Genomic DNA, 16,464 nt, shown 5'->3' on the forward strand with positions numbered 1-16,464 from the left:
GACCTTGGCGGACCCAGGCCATGATGGCGCCGCGCTCTTCGGGACTCAGGTGGGTGTAGTGGTGGCCCATGTGCAGAACCCTTCGGTGGGTGATGCACTTAAGCTTAGAGACCGCCTAACCAAAGAAAAATGCTCTCTTTGAATCACAGGCCCGCACGAGCGGTGCATACGCAGGGATCTACATACGGGACATCCCTGTCCCGATGAAAAACGGCGCGCATCCCTGCGCGCCGCCCTCCGGGTCTTTCATTGCCTTCGCTAGTGCGCGGCGACGCACAGCCACAGCAAAATCTTTAAGGCAACGGCAACGGCAACGGCAACGGCAACGGCAACGGCAACGGTCGGCGATGCGGGACTACGGCGAATGGCGCAGGGTGTGTTCGAGCCCAGCAAAGCGCCCAAAGCAAAAGGACGCGGGCCTTGCGGCCCGCGTCCTGGAATAATTGGAGGCAATCCAGCCTCCGCCCGTCGTCCCTGATATGGACTCTCATACTCCGGGTCAACGATGACCGGCGTGTGACAAAAGTGGCGAATTCGGAAGCTCGGCGGTCCAGACGTCCTCGACAGGGCGTGTCGTCGTCGCAAGCCATGGCCCGGTACCCACACGTACGGGCGTTCACCGAAAATTTCCCCGGCGCTGTTAGCCTCGCGGGCTTCCCGCTCGGACACCCTTCTCCATGCCCAAGCCTCGGTGGCGCTTGATTCTCAACGGCAAATCGGCCGGCGACGATGACCTGCGCGAGGCCGTGGTCGCGACACGCGAGCGCGGTATCGACCTGGACGTCCGCGTCACTTGGGAGGGCGGCGACGCCGAGCGCTATGTGGCCGAGGCCATCGCCGACGGCGTCGATACCATCGTCGCGGCCGGCGGCGACGGCACGCTCAGCGAGGTCGCGACCACCTTGGCCCACCGCGACGAATCCGCCGACGTGCTGCCCTCGCTCGGGTTGGTGCCGCTCGGCACCGCCAACGATTTCGCCAGCGCCGCGCTGATCCCGACCGACCCGACGCAGGCGTTGGATCTGATCGCACGCCGGCCGCCGCAGCCGATCGACCTGATCCGTCTCGAAGCACCCGACGGCCTGCACTGGGCCGCCAATCTCGCCAGCGGCGGCTTCGGCACCCAGGTGACGGTCGAGACCGACGCCGGCCTCAAGAAGATGCTCGGCGGCCTGGCTTATCTGGTCACCGGCATTTCCAAACTGGGCCGTATCGAGCCGGTACGCGCCCGTATTCACGGTGAGGGCTTCGAGTGGGAGGGCGATTTCATCGCGCTCGGTATCGGCAACGGCAAGCAGGCCGGTGGCGGCCAGGTCCTGTGCCCGGACGCCTTGATCGACGACGGCCTGCTCGACGTCACCGTGGTGCCCGACCTGTCCGGCGAAGTCGGCGCGACCGTGCGCACCCTGTTGACCGAAGGCAAGCATGCCGCGCTCGACCGCGTCGCCACCCGGGTGCAGTTGCGCTGGGTCGAGATCGAATCGCCGCGGACGCTGACCCTCAACCTGGACGGCGAACCGGTCTGCTCGCACCACTTCCGCATCGACTGCGTGGCCGGCCGCGTGCGCATGCACCTGCCGGTCGCCTGCCCGCTGTTGTCGGCGATGGCGCCGACCCTGGAAGAATCGCCCCGGGCAGCCGGCGGCTGAGGCCGTCGCGCGGCGCCGGCGAAGCGGCTACAGTAGCGTCCATGAAAGCCTGGGCGAACCCGCATTTCCTTTGTGCCGACGTGGGTTGGCGATGGTGGCCGTCGGCCATCGTCGCTCCTGCCCACTCGTCCATGAAGGAACTGCCGCGTGATTTCGCACGAACTCTTCCAGCAACAGGCTGCTAACGGCTACACCCGTATTCCGGTCGTACGCGAGGTCTTGTCCGACCTCGACACCCCCCTCTCGGTCTATCTCAAGCTCGCCGACGGCCCGCACACCTACCTGTTCGAGTCGGTCGAGGGCGGCGAACGCTTCGGCCGCTATTCGATCATCGGCCTGCCCGCACAGCGCGTATACGCCTTCGCCGGCCACACTCTATTCGTCACCGAGCACGGCGAGCTGATCGACAGCCGCGTGGTCGACGACCCGCTGGCCGAGGTCGAGCGCCTGCGCACCGAATACAAGGTGCCCAAGATCGACGGCTTGCCGGGATTCACCGGCGGCCTGGTCGGCTGGTTCGGTTTCGAGTGCATCCAGTTCATCGAGCATCGCCTGACGGGCAACAACAAACCCGACGAGCTGGGCACTCCCGACATCCTGCTGATGCAGAGCGAGGAGATCGCGGTATTCGACAACCTCAAGGGCCGTCTGTACCTGATCGTCCACGCCGACCCGCGCGAGCCGCAGGCTTTCGCCCGCGCCAATCGCCGTCTCGACCAGCTCGTGCACCGGCTGCGCATCGGCGGCGCGAGCTATCCGGAAACCTTGGACCCGGCCGGGCTCGAAGAAGGCGATTTCGTTTCCGGCTTCACCCGCGAAGGCTTCATCGACGCGGTCGAGAAGTCGAAGGAACTGATCCGCGCCGGCGACATCTTCCAGGTCGTGCTGTCGCAGCGCCTGAGCGTGCCGTTCAAGGCGCGGCCGGTCGACGTCTATCGCGCGCTGCGCGCCTTGAACCCGTCGCCGTACATGTATTTCCTCGATGTCGGCGGCACCCAGGTGGTCGGCTCGTCGCCGGAAATCCTGGTGCGTCTGCAGGACGGTGAAGTCACCGTGCGACCGATCGCCGGCACGCGTCCGCGCGGCAAGACGGTCGAGGAAGACAATGCGCTCGAAGCCGAATTGCTGGCCGACCCGAAGGAGCGCGCCGAGCATCTGATGCTGATCGACCTCGGCCGCAACGACGTCGGCCGCGTGTCCGAACCGGGCACGGTCGAAGTCGGCGAGCAGTTCGTGATCGAGCGCTACAGCCACGTCATGCACATCGTCAGCGAAGTGACCGGCCGTCTGAAGGCGGGCATGAGCTATATGGACGTGCTGCGCGCGACCTTCCCGGCCGGCACGGTCAGCGGCGCGCCGAAGATCCGCGCGCTGGAAGTGATCCGCGAGCTCGAACCGATCAAGCGCAACGTTTACTCCGGCGCGGTCGGCTACATCGGCTGGCACGGCGACGCCGACACCGCCATCGCGATCCGCACCGCCGTGATCCAGGACGGCCGCCTGCACGTGCAGGCCGGTGCCGGCATCGTCTACGACTCCGACCCGCAGAAGGAATGGGAAGAGACGATGAACAAGGGCCGCGCCCTGTTCCGTGCCGTAGGCGAGGCTGCGCGCGGGCTGTAAGCAGCGCGCGGATCCGCCTTGGGGTGGGAGCGGCGCGAGCCGCGACCTGCGCCGGTTGGTGGTTTGGCGCGGTCGCAGCTTGCGCAGCTCCTACAACGAGCTGCGCTGCCGTTTTCGCCGGTTAATGCCCGATCGCCCGAAACCGCTTTGGGGTAGGAGCGGCGCGAGCCGCGACCCGCGCCGGTCGGCGGTTTGACGCGGTCGCAGCTTGCGCAGCTCCTACAAGAAGCTGCGCTGCTGTTTTCGACGCGATTGAGCGGCTGTCTGGCGCCGCGGGTTCAGACCACGCTGTAGTGCTGCACCAGCGGCTCGAATTCGAGCAGGAAATCGCGATCCTCGTCGTAATACTTGGCCTGCAGCAGATGCTCGCCGGCAAAGGCGCGGATCGCGGCTTCCGATTCCCAGTGGGTGACGGTGAGGAAGTGGGTCGCCTCGCCGTCTTCGCGCCGCAGGATCTGCACTTGCAGATTGCCGGGTATCGAGCGGTAATCCGGCACCGCGCGTTCCTGCAGGAAGACAGCGTAGGCGTCGGCCCGCGCGGTATGGGTACGGCCGTGCCAGATGCGACAGATCATGAGTCGGCTCCTGTAGGCGGTGAGTCTCGCCCGAATCATGCCCGAGACCGATGGAGCTGTATGCCGTGGCGATCCGGCCTGGACGAGCTGCGCGGCCGGTGCCGCTTCCCCACACCGCGCCACATTAAAAAAAGTTCATGCAGCGGAAAGCTCGTGGTGAAGCCCGCCGGCGCAACCTGTCTTCGCGATGGGGACGCCCCCACCGGCAGGAATCCCAAACGAACCGTCCCAGACCGTTTCCAGGAGCCACCCATGAACGTCCGCAATGCCCTGATCGCCGTCGCTCTCACCGCGTTCGCCGGTTCCGCGTTCGCCGCCGCGCCGGCGACGACCGCTTCGAGCGCCGCGCCCGCCGCCAAGACCGTCAAGCACAAGCATCACCAGGCCAAGAAGGCGGCGAAGACCGTTCCCGCCGCCGCGGCACCCGCCGCCAACTGATCCTTCGCCGCTCCCCCGAGCCCCACGCATCGTCGGCGTGGGTTTCACGCCCCGCCGGCAGCCGCCGGCGGGGTATTCTTTTTCAGTCCCGCCTCACGCAACGTCAGCGATTCCGGAGTCGGCATGCGCGTCCTGCTCGTCGAAGACGACCCCCACACCGCCGGCTTCATCGCCAAGGGCCTGCGCGAGGACGGCCATGCCGTCGACCACGCCGGCAACGGCAAGGACGGTCTGTTCCTGGCCACCACCGAACGCTACGACAGCATCGTGCTCGACCGCATGCTGCCCGGGCTCGACGGGCTGGTCGTACTGCAGACCTTGCGCGGCGCCGGCAACCGCACGCCGGTGTTGCTGCTGACCGCGCTCGGAGAAGTCGATCACCGCGTGGAAGGTCTGCGCGCCGGCGCCGACGACTACCTGGTCAAGCCCTTCGCCTACGCCGAACTCAGCGCGCGCCTGGACAGCATCCTGCGCCGCGGCCAGGCCGGCGGCAGCGAACCGACCCGCTTGCGCGTGGCCGATCTCGAACTGGACCTGCTCAGCCGCGAAGCGCGTCGCGGCGACAAGCGCATCGAACTGCAGCCGCGCGAGTTCCGCCTGCTCGAATACCTGATGCGCCAGGCCGAGCGGGTAGTGACCCGGACCATGTTGCTGGAAGCGGTCTGGGACTATCACTTCGACCCGCAGACCAACGTCATCGACGTGCACATCAGCCGCCTGCGCCAGAAGATCGACCAGGGCCACGCGCGGCCGTTGCTGCACACCGTGCGCGGCGCAGGCTATCGGTTGGGCGCGTGAGCGGATTGCATACGCTCGCGCCCATCCCGACGCCCAGCGCCGTGAGCTCCCTCCTTTGCAAAAGGCGGGCAGGCGGAATTTGTACTTCGTGCGGGCACGACACATGCGCATGAGCCCCCGCTCGACCAGCGCCCGCCTGGCGCTGGCGGTGACCGTCTCGTTCCTGCTCGCCTTCGTGCTGCTCGGCATCGGCGTGCATTACGCGGTATCGGCGATGCTGACCCAGGATGCACGCGAACTGGTGCGGGTGGACGCAGCCGGTCTGGTCGAGGTGTACCGCGACGAGGGCCGCGCCGCTTTGCTCGGCGAACTTCGCGAACGCATCGCCAACGACGAAGACCCGGATGCGGTGTATGCGCTGACCGCCGCCGACGGCCGTGTCGTCGCCGGCGACTACCGCGACCTGCCCAGGCATCGCCAGGGCGCGCGCTGGGTCGAGTTCACCGAACACGGCGGCGACGGCGATCTGCGCGTGGTCGCACAAGTGCAGCGGCTGCCCGACGGCACGACCCTGCTGACCGGCACTCGCACCCGCAGCCAGGACCGCTTCCTCGCCCTGATGCTGCGCACCGCGCTGGCCGCTTTGTTGGTTGCAGCGACCTTGGGCGCGCTGATCGGCTGGATGACGTCGCGTTGGGTCTCGCGCCGGCTGCGCCATCTGGACGACACCGCAAGCCGGGTCGGCAGCGGCGAACTCGGTCTGCGCGCACGGCTCGACGGCAGCGACGACGCCTTCGACCGGCTCGCGCGCCGCTTCAACGGCATGCTCGACCGCATCGAGGAACTGCTCGGCGGCGTGCGCCATGCGACCGATCACATCGCCCACGACCTGCGTACGCCGTTGACCCGTCTGCGCAACCGCCTCGAAGAGCTGCGCCGACGCCAGGGCGCGGGCGAAGCCGGTGCGCAACTCGACGCGGCGATCGGCGAGACCGACCAGTTGCTGCATTCCTTCGGTGCCCTGCTGCGCCTGGCGCGGATCGAGGCGCAGCCGCCGGTGCACGACGAGCCGGAATTGTATTTGTCCGAACTGGTGCGCGATGCGGTCGAGCTGTACACACCGATCGCGGCCGAGCGCGGCATCGCGGTCAGCGCGAACCTCGTCGGCGCCGATGAAACGCGCCTGCGCGGCGATGCCGATCAGCTGTTCCAGATGCTGGTCAACCTGCTCGACAACGCGGTCAAGTACGCGCCCGCCGCGAGCGAGGTCGCGCTGAGCCTGCGGCGCGAGCGCCAGAACCTGGTCGTGCAGATCGACGACCGCGGCCCCGGCATTCCCGAGGCCGACCGCGAACGGGTGTTCGACCGTTTCCAGCGCATGGAGTCCCATCGCGGCTCGGCCGGCACCGGCCTGGGCCTGAGCCTGGTGCGCGCGATCGTGCAGCGTCACGGTGGCCAGATCGGCCTCGGCGACAACGCGCCGGGATTGCGGGTGATGCTGGTGCTGCCGTCGGAGCCGGGTACTCGTTGACCGCGGCCGATCGCGTCTTCAGCGCGATGTCCGCATCGCGCTGAAGACGCTCGCAATGTCAGGCGGCTGCCTGGATTACAGCGGACGCAGGCACTCGATGCTGCCGCCGGCGTAGTAGGTCATGTCCTGGTAATCGACCGAGGCCCGCACCGGTGTCGCGCTGGTCAGGGACTCGATCACCTGGTTGCCGCGACTCAACTCGAACTGCGGCGTGGTGCCCGCGACCAGCGGCACTTTGAACGAGGTCATGCCGGCCGCGGCCGGCACGCTGCGCAAATCGCTGCCCTGACGGATGCTGAGCAGGCCGGGTTCGGTCAGGAAGGCGAGCAATTCGACCTGGTTCTCGGCGGCCGGCCCGGACGGAATCGTGAAAGGGCCTGCAGTTTGTTTCGCGGTGTCGTAGGGCGCGTCGGTCCGGTGTTGGCGATGGAAGTAGTACAAGGCATCGCGCGCGATCGGCGGCGCCTGGCCGGTCTTGAACCAGGCCGTGTAGTAGGCGAGCAGGTCGGTCACCGCATAACCGCGATCGCGCGACGGCGCGACCTGGGTTTCGCCGTAGTCGTTCCAGGTCAGGATGTTGAGCATTTGCGCATCGCTCTCGATGGCCTTTTCGAACAGCGCACGCAAGGTCGCGCTGTTCGACGACTCCCAATGGCGCAGTTCGACCTTCTCGGCGCTCTTGCGCACGCGCATGTCCTGGAATGCGACCCGCGCCATCCAGTCCAGGCCGTATTTGCGTGCCTCCACCGCCTCGCTGACGTTGGAGGGGGCCTGGCTGGCGGTCTTGCCTTCGAAGATCGAATAGCCGGCCATGGTCGTGCGCCACTGCGCGATGTCCGGGATCGAATTCATTGCGGTGCGCGACAGGAACATCGGATACCACGCCGGCTCGACGCCTTGCGCGCGCAGCAGGTCGAGCAATTGCTGCCACCACAGGATCGGCTTGCCGCCGTCCTTGGCCGGCCGTTCGGGCGAGAACGTCGCCAGCGGCACGCGGCCGTCGGGCAGGCGGAACACCGAGGGGTGGTCGATCACCGCGAGCAGGGTCTGCGCCAGTTCGTCCGGCGTGTCCTGCGCGCCCTTCGGGAAACCCGGTGCGAGCAGGATGCGGAATTCCGGATCGACCGCCTTGGCCGCGGCCAGCATGTCGCGCACGCGGTTGAAGCGGTCGTCGGAATGGACCTGCCGGTACGACATTTCCAGGATGAAACCGTCGAGGCCCATGGCGATGGCCTGGCGGATCTCGACCTCGAAGTTCAGCTGCTTCCAGTTCGGCTCCGGCCGTTTCGGCATCGGCAGCGGGCGGTCGCGCAGCAAGCCGCCGGTGCTGAGGTATTCGAGGTTGCCGCTGCTGGCGCCGGTCGGGCTGAGCCAGCGCTCGTACCAGTTCTTGCTGTCGAGCTCGTTGTGGGTCGAGAGCTGGAACGGCGGGAAATACCAGGCGAACACTTTCTTGCCCGAGGTGCGCAGGACTTGCGGACTCGGTTGCACGAACGGATAGCACTGCGCCGAGGCGGCGGCGTCGCCGGGCGCTAGCAGCGGCGAGCGGATCCGGTCCGGGCCGCGCGCGGTCGCGCTGGGGACGACGGTCAAAGCGGCCAGGAGAATCGCGCAGCGGAGTAACGAGGAACGTGGAGCGTGCATGACGTCCATCCTTCAGTAGGGGGCGGGTTGCGGAGCGCAACGAAGGCGCCGGAGCGATGCCGCGGCGAGCGGCCGGCGGCATTCACGCTATCGGTCGGCTCGGTCGGAGACTGCTTCGTTTCTCTCTATTGCCAACTGGCACACATTCGGGCGGCGGGGGCAGGGCGTCGGTGGCGGCGAGTAGCGCAGACCGATGCGCAGCGCGATGGCGACACTCGGGCTATGCTCCGCGCTCGCGCGTTCTTCGCCGCGCTATCGAAGCCCAGGCATGTCCGCATCAACACTCAATCGACCGAGCGCACCCAGAACCTGGTTGCGATGGGCAATGGGCGTCGCGATCGCGACCGCATTGGCAGCCGGCCTGTGGACGATCGTCTTCGTGCGCATCGGCACCGGCGTGTACTGCGGAGAGTCGCCGGCGGTGCGCTGGCGGCTGGCGATTCATGCCGGCGAATGCGACGACGAAACCGGCTGTCACTTCATCAGGCGCGACGATACCGGCGCGGCCGAATACTTCGGACTCAAACCGATTCCGTGCGGGCGCGAGTGAACGGGCTCCGGGCGGATGCGGCCATTGCGAGGGGCCGCGACCTCCGTCCCAACGGCGGCCCGATCCCGCCCGCCGCCCGCCGGCGGGGCCGACCCGGCCGCCCTCGCACAGACCGGCGTCCAGCGGTTACAGTAGCCGCATGACCGTTCGCGCAATCCCGCAGAACTCCCCGAAAGCCGGCCAGGCTTGGCGATGGTGGCGTGCCGCCGTCGTCCGTTTCCTGCCGCCCTACGAGGACTCCCTGCGTGACCCCGCCTACGATTCGATGTTTTCCGGCCGCTGAGCGCGGCCGAGGCTTTCCACCCGCCGAGCGCGGCCAGTACTTTCCGGCCGCTAAGCGCGGCCGAGGCCTCCCCGGCGCGGGAGTGCTTTTCCAGCCCCGACCCCTGTCTCCGGCCTCACCGAGGCGGGATAATCGTGGGCTGCCGTTCGCCGGCGCGGCCAAACCGTACCGCTACGGACGGCCGCGTGCGAGCGCGCCGCATCTCCCGCAACACGCCACCGGCACGATGGCGGCCCCATGGCCCGCGATCGCGCAGCTTTCCGGTATCACCCGCATTCGAGGCGCGTCATGTCCGTTCTGATGATCGACAACTACGACAGCTTCACCTACAACCTCGTGCAGTACCTGCAGGCGCTCGGGGCGGAAGTGAAGGTGATCCGCAACGACGACCTGAGCGTGGCCGAAATCGACCGGCTGGCGCCGGAACGCATCATGATCTCGCCGGGGCCGGGCACGCCGAACGATGCCGGCGTGTCATTGGACGTGATCCGCGAGCTCGGCCCGCGCGTGCCGATCCTCGGCGTCTGCCTCGGCCACCAGAGCCTCGGCCAGGCCTACGGCGGCGACGTGATCCGTGCCCAGACCATCATGCACGGCAAGACGTCGCGCATCCGCCATGAAGGCCGCGGCGTATTCGCCGGGCTGCCTGACGCCTACCGGGCTACGCGCTATCACTCGCTGGTGGTGTCGCGCGACAGCCTGCCGGACTCGCTCGAGATCACCGCCTGGACCGAGAACGAGGACGGCAGCTTCGAAGAGATCATGGGCCTGCGCCATCGCGAGTATCCGGTCGAGGGGGTGCAGTTCCACCCCGAGTCGATCCTGACCGAGCACGGCCACGCGCTGCTGAAGAACTTCCTGACCCGATAACCGCCATGGTGCGGCCGAGGCCGCGCCTGCCAGGACACGAATCACGATGCCTCTGACCGCCCAAGAAGCCCTGCAACGCACGATCGAGCACCGCGAGATCTTCCACGACGAGATGGTCGATCTGATGCGCATGATCATGCGCGGCGAAATCTCGCCGACCATGACCGCCGCGATCCTCACCGGCCTGCGGGTCAAGAAGGAAACCGTCGGCGAGATCGCCGGCGCGGCGACGGTGTTGCGCGAATTCGCGCGGCCGGTGCAGGTGAGCGACCGCACTCATCTGGTCGACATCGTCGGCACCGGCGGCGACGGCGCCCACACCTTCAACATTTCCACCGCGAGCATGTTCGTGGTCGCCGCGGCCGGGGCCAAGGTGGCCAAGCACGGCAATCGCAGCGTGTCGTCGAAGTCGGGCAGCGCCGACGTGCTGGAAGCCCTGGGCGCGGCGATCGAGCTGCAGCCCGAGCAGGTCAGCCAGTGCATCGACCGCGCCGGCATCGGCTTCATGTTCGCGCCGGTGCATCACCCGGCGATGAAGGTGGTCGCGCCGGTGCGGCGCGAGATGGGTGTGCGCACCTTGTTCAACATCCTCGGCCCGCTGACCAACCCGGCCGACGCGCCGAGCATCCTGATGGGCGTGTTCCATCCCGACCTGGTCGGCATCCAGGTGCGCGTACTGCAGGAAATGGGCGCGCAACGCGCGCTGGTGGTGTGGGGCCGCGACGGCATGGACGAGCTCTCGCTCGGCGCCGGCAGCCTGGTCGGCGAATTGCGCGACGGTGTGGTGCGCGAATACGAAGTGCACCCGGAGGACTTCGGCATCGCGATGGCGGCCAGCCGCAACTTGCGGGTGGCCGATGCGACCGAATCGAAGGCCATGCTGCTGCAGGCGCTGGAAAACCGCGACGGCTTGCCGCGCGAGATCGTCGCGCTGAATTCCGGCGCCGCGCTGTACGCCGCGGGGGTGGCCGAGAGCATCGCCGACGGCATCGAGCGCGCCCGCAGCGCGCTGGCCTCCGGTGCCGCGCGGGCGAAGCTCGACGAGTTCGTCGCGCTGACCCGGGAACTGGCGGGGGCGTGATGGGGCGCGGGAAGAGCAAATCCCCCCTACCCCCCCTTTTCCAAAGGGGGGAAGAGCTGCGCTGTGGCTCAAGAGGCGTGCCGACCTCGCTGCATTCGGTGATTTCCGCCGCAGTGGCTACCGCTGCCGTTGCTGTTCCCCCCTTCAAGAAAGGGGGGCAGGGGGGATTTGCCGTTGCTCCCGCCTTTGCCTTGTATTGAGACCCCAGGAGCCAGCATGTCCGCCCGCTTCGCCGAACTACCGAAACCGCCGTATTACGCGGTCATCTTCAGCTCGCAGCGCAGCGAGGGGGACGACGCCGGTTACGGCGAGGCGGCCGAGCGCATGGTCGAACTCGCCGCGAGCCAGCCGGGCTTCCTCGGGGTCGAGTCGACCCGCGGCAGCGACGGCTTCGGCATCACCGTAAGCTATTGGTCCGACGAGGCGGCGATCGCCGCCTGGAAACGGCAGGCCGAACACGCCGCCACCCGCGCCTACGGGCGCGAACATTGGTATCGACATTTCGAGTTGCGCGTGGCCAAGGTCGAACGCGCGTACGGGAGCAAGGGCAAGGCATGAGCGACATCCTCAACACCATCCTCGCGCGCAAGCACGAGGAGATCGAACAACGCAGCCGGGTGCGTTCGCTCGCCGACCTGCGCGCGCGCGCGGCCTCGCAGGCGCCGGCGCGCGGCTTCGTCGACGCGATCAAGCGCAAGCACGCCGCCGGCGAAGCCGCGGTCATCGCCGAGGTCAAGAAGGCCAGCCCGTCCAAGGGCCTGATCCGCGCCGACTTCAAGCCGGCCGAGATCGCCCGCAGTTACGAGGCCGGCGGCGCCGCCTGCCTGTCGGTGCTGACCGACGTCGATTTCTTCCAGGGCAGCAACGCCTACCTCGGCGAAGCGCGCGGCGCCTGCTCGCTGCCGGTGCTGCGCAAGGACTTCACCGTCGACCCTTACCAGATCTACGAAGCGCGCATGATCGGCGCCGACGCGATCCTGCTGATCGTCGCCGCGCTCGAGGACGGGCCGATGATCGAAATGGCCGGCCTGGCGATGGAGCTGGGCATGGACGTGCTGGTCGAGGTCCACGACATCGACGAGCTCGAACGCGCGCTGCAGACCGATTGCGAGCTGATCGGGGTCAACAACCGCAATCTGCGCACCTTCGAGGTTTCGCTGGACACCACCATCGCGCTGCGCGCGGCGGTGCCGCGCGACCGCACGTTGGTGACGGAGAGCGGCATCGCCACGCTGGCCGACGTCGAACGCATGCGCGGCGCCGGCGTCGAGACCTTCCTGGTCGGCGAAAGCTTCATGCGCGAACGCGACCCGGGCGCGGCGCTGCGGCGGTTGTTCGCGGCGTGAGCGCGGTCCGGCCCGCGCGTTTTCCGGCGGTGCGCGCGGACGCGCCGCTGATCGTGTTCGATTTCGATCACACCTTGTACGACGGCGACTCCGGCAGCCATCTGTTCGCCTGGCTGATCAAGCGCTCGTGGTGGCGGATGCTGTTGGCGCTGTTGATCGCGCCGGTCGCCGGGCCGATGGTGGCCTGGCTGAAGACGCGCCGCCTCGGCATCTCGGCCTTCGTCTGGGTCGGCACCATCGGCATGCACCGGGTGGGCTCGCTCGACGCGATGATCGACCGCTACGTCGCCCTGCACACCGCGCAGATCCGCGAACGGCTGCTGCCGATCGCGCTCGACGTGCTGCATCACCACCGCGAACAGGGCGACCACGTGGTGATCGCGACCGGCGCGCCGCCGGAACTGGCGCGCGCCATCCTGGCTTTCGTCGCCCATGAGGACGTGCCGGTGGTCGGCACCCTGGTCGGCCCGCGCCTGGGCGCACTCGGCGCCCGTCGCCATTGCCATTCCGAAATGAAGATGAAGATGCTGCGCGAGTCCGGCTTCACCGGGCCGGTCGAGGCCGCTTACTCCGACAGCAGCGCCGACCTGCCGCTGCTCAAGGCCGCGCGCAAGCCGGTGGTGGTCAATCCGAAGGCGGCGCGGGTGGAGATGTTCCGGCGTGTGCTGCCGGCCGGCACGCCGATCCTGAACTGGGGTTGCCCGGGGCGGAGCGGGGATGCGGTGTCGTCGGCGGCGAAGTAGCCGTCAGCCGGTGAATATTCGCCGGCACGGGTGGGGCGTGGTCGCGGCTTGCGCCGCTCCTACCCAGAAGCGGCGCAACAAGGGTAGGAGCGGCGCGAGCCGCGACCGCCATGCCGCCCGACACGGCGCAACCTGGATATTCAGGAGTGAATCCGGCTACGGCGGCGCCTCAGCCCGGCGCCTCAATCGCCCAGCGTCTTCACGAATTTGACCGACGAGCCGTCGGAATAACCGCAGGCACGGTAGAAGTCGTGGGCGTCGGTGCGGCGGATATTGCTCGCGACTTCGACTCGGCCGACCCCGTCGCGGCGTGCACGGCGCTCGACCTCGCGCAGCAGCAGGCGGCCGATACCCTGGCGATAACAGGACTGGGCCACCACCAGGGCGGTGATGCGGGTCAGCAGATTGCCGCGGGTCAGCGAATAGCGGGTGTGGCTGGCGATCAGGCCACAGGCGTGGCCGTCGAGTTCGGCCAGCAGGAGATCGTGGCGCGGGTCTTCGCGCAGCACGGCGATGCGCTCGAGGGCCTCATCGCGGGTGCAGGGATAGCCGAGCTGGCTGAGCAGCTCGGCGACATCGCTGGCATCGCCCAACTCCGCGAGCCGCACCGTCGGTGCGGTCTCGGAGGAGGGCGCGATGCGTCCCACCGGGCCCTTAACGGGTCCCGTAGAGGACGACGGTCTTGCCTCGGGCGTGCAGCTTGCCGTCGGCCTGCAGCTTCTTCAGTACACGACCGGCCATTTCGCGCGAGCAACCGACCAGGCGCGAAAGCTCCTGGCGCGACACCCGCAGCTGAGTGCCCTGCGGATGGCTCATGGCCTCGGGTTCCTTGGCAAGGTCGTGCAGGGCACGGACGATGCGGTCAGTGACGTCGAGGAAGGCCAGGCGGCCGGCCTTGCGGCTGGTGTCGAGCAGGCGCCGGGAAATCTGCGCGCCGATCGCATACAGCAGCTTGGGCGCGTCCAGCGAGAGCCGGGTCAGCAGCAGGTCGTAGAGGCGCTCGTGTCCGATTTCGGCCAGTTCGCAGGTGCTGCGCGTTCGCAGGATCACCTCGCGATGGTCGCTCTCGATGAACAGGCCGAGCTCGCCGACGAACTCGCCGGGGCCGAAATAGCCCAGGACCAGTTCACGGCCGTCCTCTTCCTCGGTGATGATGCTCACCGAGCCTGAGACGACGTAATACAGCGTGCTGGCCGGATCCCCGGGGCGAAACACGTCCGTGCGGGACGGGTAACGACGACGGTGGCAATGGGCCAGGAAGCGTTCGATCGTTGCGCCGTCCGGCAACAACGGGCTATTGGTTCTGCGCAATGCAGTCAAGGGGGCTACCGGGTTGGCGGACATTGGGAATGGGCTTTGGCTTTCGGCCGAGCTTAGGGCGATACGGCCGCGTGAGCAAATCCTGCCGTTGAAACTCCCGGTCCGATAGAGAGCGATGATGGAAGCGCAGAGACGGTCACGCTTTTGTAATCGACGCAGTCCAAAACCCGGCTGCGTTTCCCCCCGGGGCCAATTGCCTCATAATCGCGGCCCTCGCCGTCCGTCCGGATATTCCTACAGTGGTCAAGCCGTTGCCGCGCCTGCGGTTGCAGGGTTTTAACAACCTCACCAAGGCCCTCTCGTTCAATATCTACGATGTTTGCTTTGCCGCCTCGGAAGACGAGCGCGGGCGCTATATCGAATACATCGACGAGGCGTACAACGCCGACCGCCTCACCCAGATCCTTACGGATGTGGCGGAAATCATCGGCGCCAACATCCTCAATATCGCCCGCCAGGACTACGACCCCCAGGGCGCCTCGGTGACGATCCTGATCTCCGAGGAACCGGTGATCGACAAGAAGGCGGCCGGCAAGGAGATCATCTCCGACGCCGTGGTCGCGCACATGGACAAGTCCCACATCACCGTCCACACCTATCCGGAGACCCACCCGGACAGCGGCATCGCGACCTTCCGGGCCGATATCGACGTGGCGACCTGCGGCGTGATTTCGCCGCTTAAGGCCTTGAATTACCTGATCGAAAGCTTCCAGTCCGACATCGTGGTGATGGACTACCGGGTGCGCGGCTTCACCCGCGACATCAAGGGCAAGAAGCACTACATCGACCACAAGATCAACTCGATCCAGGACTACCTGGCCAAGAACATCAAGTCGCGCTACGAGATGATCGACGTCAACGTCTATCAGGAAAATATCTTCCACACGAAGATGCACCTGAAGGAATTCGACCTCGACACCTACTTGTTCGAGGAAAAGGCCAAGAACCTCTCGTTCAAGGAGCGCATGAAGATCGAAGCGCGCCTGCGCCGCGAGATCGAAGAGCTCTACCACGGCCGCAACCTGGTCGACTGAGCGCTACGGGGTGCATGCGAAAGGCCGGCGAAAGCCGGCCTTTTTCGTTGTGGGATGAGGTCGCCGGACCCTCCCCGCCGCCCGGCTTGTCTCCCTCTCCCGTGAACGGGAGAGGGGGTTGATCGATCAGGCAGGAAGCCCAGGCCGCTCGTCTTCCTGCCTCGGGGCAGGGGCTCGAAGTGGGTAGGGCTTCCGCTCGTCTCCCTCTCCCGCCTGCGGGAGAGGGCCAGGGTGAGGGCATGAGAGCCCTGGACCCTTCACCAGCGCGGGGAAGGCCTAGCCCCTCACCCCAGCCCTCTCCCGTGAACGGGAGAGGGGGTTCAAAACTAAGGGCTGGAGAGGTACATACCCCGCGGGCCGCGGCCTCACACCCGGTAAGCCACGGCCTTCATCAGCTTGGACGCCGCCGCCATCAGCGCCGGCACCGGCATCGGCAGGATCCGCGCGCCGGCGGCTTCGGCGTTCTCGGCGTGGCGCGCCTCGTCGGCCTTCATGGTCCGCAGGATCGCGCGGCTGCGCTGGTCGCCTTCGGGCAAGGACTGCAGGTGCTCGTCGATATGGGCCTCGACCTGGCGTTCGGTCTCGACCACGAAGCCCAGGTTCCAGCCGTCGCCGCGCAAGCCGGCGAGGGCCCCGATGGCGAAGCTGCCGGCGTACCACAGCGGGTTCAGCAGGCTCGGGCGGCTGTCGAGTTCGCGCAGGCGGTCGGCGCACCAGGCCAGGTGGTCGGTCTCTTCCTGGGCGGCTTCGAGCAGGTGGCCGCGGGTGGATTCGTCGCGGGCGACCGCGGCCTGGCCGCAGTACAGGGCCTGGGCGCAGACCTCGCCGACGTGGTTGATCCGCATCAGGCCGGCCGAATGGCGGCGTTCGTCGGGTTCGAGCACCAGTTCGGCGGTGTTGCCGGCGGGGTTCGGGCGTTCGGCGCCGGGAGCGCCGAATACGGTATCGAGCGCGCGCTGTGCTTCGCTGAGCACGCGGTCCAGAGGGCTGAGTTCGCGGGTCGTCATGGCGCCGATTCTAAGGCGAGGCCGGCGTAGAA

General features: G+C 67.5%; 17 protein-coding genes. 12 read left to right on the top strand and 5 right to left on the bottom strand.

Annotation, left to right across the window (positions count from 1 at the left end):
- Window positions 1–677: 677 nt before the first annotated feature.
- Both yegS and trpE read left to right on the top strand, forming a co-directional pair.
- Window positions 678–1,649 carry a lipid kinase YegS gene (yegS, locus tag ACTOWK_RS02685; protein ID WP_441328663.1) on the top strand — a complete coding sequence of 324 codons (972 nt, stop codon included), beginning with the start codon at window positions 678–680 and terminating at the stop codon, window positions 1,647–1,649.
- A 147-nt stretch (window positions 1,650–1,796) separates the two neighbouring features.
- Window positions 1,797–3,272, top strand: coding sequence for an anthranilate synthase component I (trpE, locus tag ACTOWK_RS02690; RefSeq protein WP_441328664.1), 1,476 nt, complete (start codon window positions 1,797–1,799; stop codon window positions 3,270–3,272).
- A 278-nt stretch (window positions 3,273–3,550) separates the two neighbouring features.
- Here the strand turns inward: trpE and ACTOWK_RS02695 are convergent, their stop codons facing one another.
- Window positions 3,551–3,847: an antibiotic biosynthesis monooxygenase family protein gene (locus tag ACTOWK_RS02695; RefSeq protein WP_441328665.1), complete on the bottom strand. Its 297-nt coding sequence runs from the start codon at window positions 3,845–3,847 to the stop codon at window positions 3,551–3,553.
- Window positions 3,848–4,099: 252 nt separating this feature from the next.
- Here ACTOWK_RS02695 and ACTOWK_RS02700 point away from each other — a divergent pair, with 252 nt between their 5' ends.
- The 3 genes from ACTOWK_RS02700 (at window position 4,100) to ACTOWK_RS02710 (ending at window position 6,554) form a co-directional block, all read left to right on the top strand.
- Window positions 4,100–4,285, top strand: a complete 186-nt coding sequence (locus tag ACTOWK_RS02700; RefSeq protein ID WP_441328666.1) for a hypothetical protein — start codon at window positions 4,100–4,102, stop codon at window positions 4,283–4,285.
- A 123-nt stretch (window positions 4,286–4,408) separates the two neighbouring features.
- Window positions 4,409–5,083, top strand: a complete 675-nt coding sequence (locus ACTOWK_RS02705) for a winged helix-turn-helix domain-containing protein (RefSeq protein WP_223619668.1) — start codon at window positions 4,409–4,411, stop codon at window positions 5,081–5,083.
- 109 nt (window positions 5,084–5,192) lie between these two features.
- Window positions 5,193–6,554, top strand: a complete 1,362-nt coding sequence (locus tag ACTOWK_RS02710; protein WP_441328667.1) for an ATP-binding protein — start codon at window positions 5,193–5,195, stop codon at window positions 6,552–6,554.
- A gap of 75 nt (window positions 6,555–6,629) precedes the next feature.
- Here ACTOWK_RS02710 and ACTOWK_RS02715 read toward each other — a convergent pair whose 3' ends face one another.
- The gene (locus ACTOWK_RS02715; RefSeq protein WP_441328668.1) at window positions 6,630–8,198 is read right to left on the bottom strand and encodes an endo-1,3-alpha-glucanase family glycosylhydrolase; all 1,569 of its coding nucleotides are present in this window, start codon (window positions 8,196–8,198) and stop codon (window positions 6,630–6,632) included.
- Between the two features lie 325 nt (window positions 8,199–8,523).
- Between ACTOWK_RS02715 and ACTOWK_RS02720 the strand changes: the two genes are divergently transcribed.
- The 6 genes from ACTOWK_RS02720 to ACTOWK_RS02745 all read left to right on the top strand — a co-directional run bounded on the left by ACTOWK_RS02720 (window position 8,524) and on the right by ACTOWK_RS02745 (window position 13,071).
- Window positions 8,524–8,748, top strand: a complete 225-nt coding sequence (locus tag ACTOWK_RS02720; protein WP_441328669.1) for a hypothetical protein — start codon at window positions 8,524–8,526, stop codon at window positions 8,746–8,748.
- Window positions 8,749–9,319: 571 nt separating this feature from the next.
- Window positions 9,320–9,901, top strand: a complete 582-nt coding sequence (locus tag ACTOWK_RS02725) for an anthranilate synthase component II (RefSeq protein ID WP_441328670.1) — start codon at window positions 9,320–9,322, stop codon at window positions 9,899–9,901.
- A 46-nt stretch (window positions 9,902–9,947) separates the two neighbouring features.
- Complete coding sequence (trpD, locus tag ACTOWK_RS02730; RefSeq protein WP_441328671.1) at window positions 9,948–10,982, top strand: anthranilate phosphoribosyltransferase; 1,035 nt, start codon at window positions 9,948–9,950, stop codon at window positions 10,980–10,982.
- A gap of 216 nt (window positions 10,983–11,198) precedes the next feature.
- The gene (locus ACTOWK_RS02735; protein WP_441328672.1) at window positions 11,199–11,540 is read left to right on the top strand and encodes an antibiotic biosynthesis monooxygenase family protein; all 342 of its coding nucleotides are present in this window, start codon (window positions 11,199–11,201) and stop codon (window positions 11,538–11,540) included.
- Complete coding sequence (gene trpC / locus ACTOWK_RS02740) at window positions 11,537–12,328, top strand: indole-3-glycerol phosphate synthase TrpC (RefSeq protein WP_223619672.1); 792 nt, start codon at window positions 11,537–11,539, stop codon at window positions 12,326–12,328. Before ACTOWK_RS02735 ends, trpC begins: the two co-directional genes overlap by 4 nt.
- Window positions 12,325–13,071 carry an HAD-IB family phosphatase gene (locus ACTOWK_RS02745; RefSeq protein ID WP_441328673.1) on the top strand — a complete coding sequence of 249 codons (747 nt, stop codon included), beginning with the start codon at window positions 12,325–12,327 and terminating at the stop codon, window positions 13,069–13,071. Before trpC ends, ACTOWK_RS02745 begins: the two co-directional genes overlap by 4 nt.
- A 182-nt stretch (window positions 13,072–13,253) precedes the next feature.
- Here ACTOWK_RS02745 and ACTOWK_RS02750 read toward each other — a convergent pair whose 3' ends face one another.
- Window positions 13,254–13,718, bottom strand: coding sequence for a global regulator CLP-associated N-acetyltransferase (locus ACTOWK_RS02750; RefSeq protein ID WP_441328674.1), 465 nt, complete (start codon window positions 13,716–13,718; stop codon window positions 13,254–13,256).
- Between the two features lie 7 nt (window positions 13,719–13,725).
- Window positions 13,726–14,391, bottom strand: coding sequence for a cAMP-activated global transcriptional regulator CRP (gene crp / locus ACTOWK_RS02755; protein WP_036148366.1), 666 nt, complete (start codon window positions 14,389–14,391; stop codon window positions 13,726–13,728).
- Window positions 14,392–14,630: 239 nt separating this feature from the next.
- Here crp and speD point away from each other — a divergent pair, with 239 nt between their 5' ends.
- Window positions 14,631–15,425 carry an adenosylmethionine decarboxylase gene (gene speD / locus ACTOWK_RS02760; protein WP_031371493.1) on the top strand — a complete coding sequence of 265 codons (795 nt, stop codon included), beginning with the start codon at window positions 14,631–14,633 and terminating at the stop codon, window positions 15,423–15,425.
- Between the two features lie 365 nt (window positions 15,426–15,790).
- Here speD and coq7 read toward each other — a convergent pair whose 3' ends face one another.
- Window positions 15,791–16,432 (bottom strand): 2-polyprenyl-3-methyl-6-methoxy-1,4-benzoquinone monooxygenase, encoded by a 642-nt coding sequence (gene coq7, locus ACTOWK_RS02765; protein WP_057916849.1) that lies wholly within the window; start codon window positions 16,430–16,432, stop codon window positions 15,791–15,793.
- Window positions 16,433–16,464 lie beyond the last annotated feature (32 nt).

Origin of the sequence: Lysobacter sp. CA196 (assembly GCF_052078695.1) — a bacterium.
In the GTDB taxonomy this organism is placed as follows: domain Bacteria; phylum Pseudomonadota; class Gammaproteobacteria; order Xanthomonadales; family Xanthomonadaceae; genus Lysobacter.

Bases quoted from the DNA above. Each gene is read 5' to 3' on its own strand.
- yegS (WP_441328663.1), top strand. From the start codon at position 678: ATGCCCAAGCCTCGGTGGCGCTTGATTCTCAACGGCAAATCGGCCGGC.
- ACTOWK_RS02695 (WP_441328665.1), bottom strand. From the start codon at position 3,847: ATGATCTGTCGCATCTGGCACGGCCGTACCCATACCGCGCGGGCCGAC.
- ACTOWK_RS02700 (WP_441328666.1), top strand. From the start codon at position 4,100: ATGAACGTCCGCAATGCCCTGATCGCCGTCGCTCTCACCGCGTTCGCC.
- ACTOWK_RS02705 (WP_223619668.1), top strand. From the start codon at position 4,409: ATGCGCGTCCTGCTCGTCGAAGACGACCCCCACACCGCCGGCTTCATC.
- ACTOWK_RS02710 (WP_441328667.1), top strand. From the start codon at position 5,193: ATGAGCCCCCGCTCGACCAGCGCCCGCCTGGCGCTGGCGGTGACCGTC.
- ACTOWK_RS02715 (WP_441328668.1), bottom strand. From the start codon at position 8,198: ATGCACGCTCCACGTTCCTCGTTACTCCGCTGCGCGATTCTCCTGGCC.
- ACTOWK_RS02720 (WP_441328669.1), top strand. From the start codon at position 8,524: ATGGGCGTCGCGATCGCGACCGCATTGGCAGCCGGCCTGTGGACGATC.
- ACTOWK_RS02725 (WP_441328670.1), top strand. From the start codon at position 9,320: ATGTCCGTTCTGATGATCGACAACTACGACAGCTTCACCTACAACCTC.
- trpD (WP_441328671.1), top strand. From the start codon at position 9,948: ATGCCTCTGACCGCCCAAGAAGCCCTGCAACGCACGATCGAGCACCGC.
- ACTOWK_RS02735 (WP_441328672.1), top strand. From the start codon at position 11,199: ATGTCCGCCCGCTTCGCCGAACTACCGAAACCGCCGTATTACGCGGTC.
- trpC (WP_223619672.1), top strand. From the start codon at position 11,537: ATGAGCGACATCCTCAACACCATCCTCGCGCGCAAGCACGAGGAGATC.
- coq7 (WP_057916849.1), bottom strand. From the start codon at position 16,432: ATGACGACCCGCGAACTCAGCCCTCTGGACCGCGTGCTCAGCGAAGCA.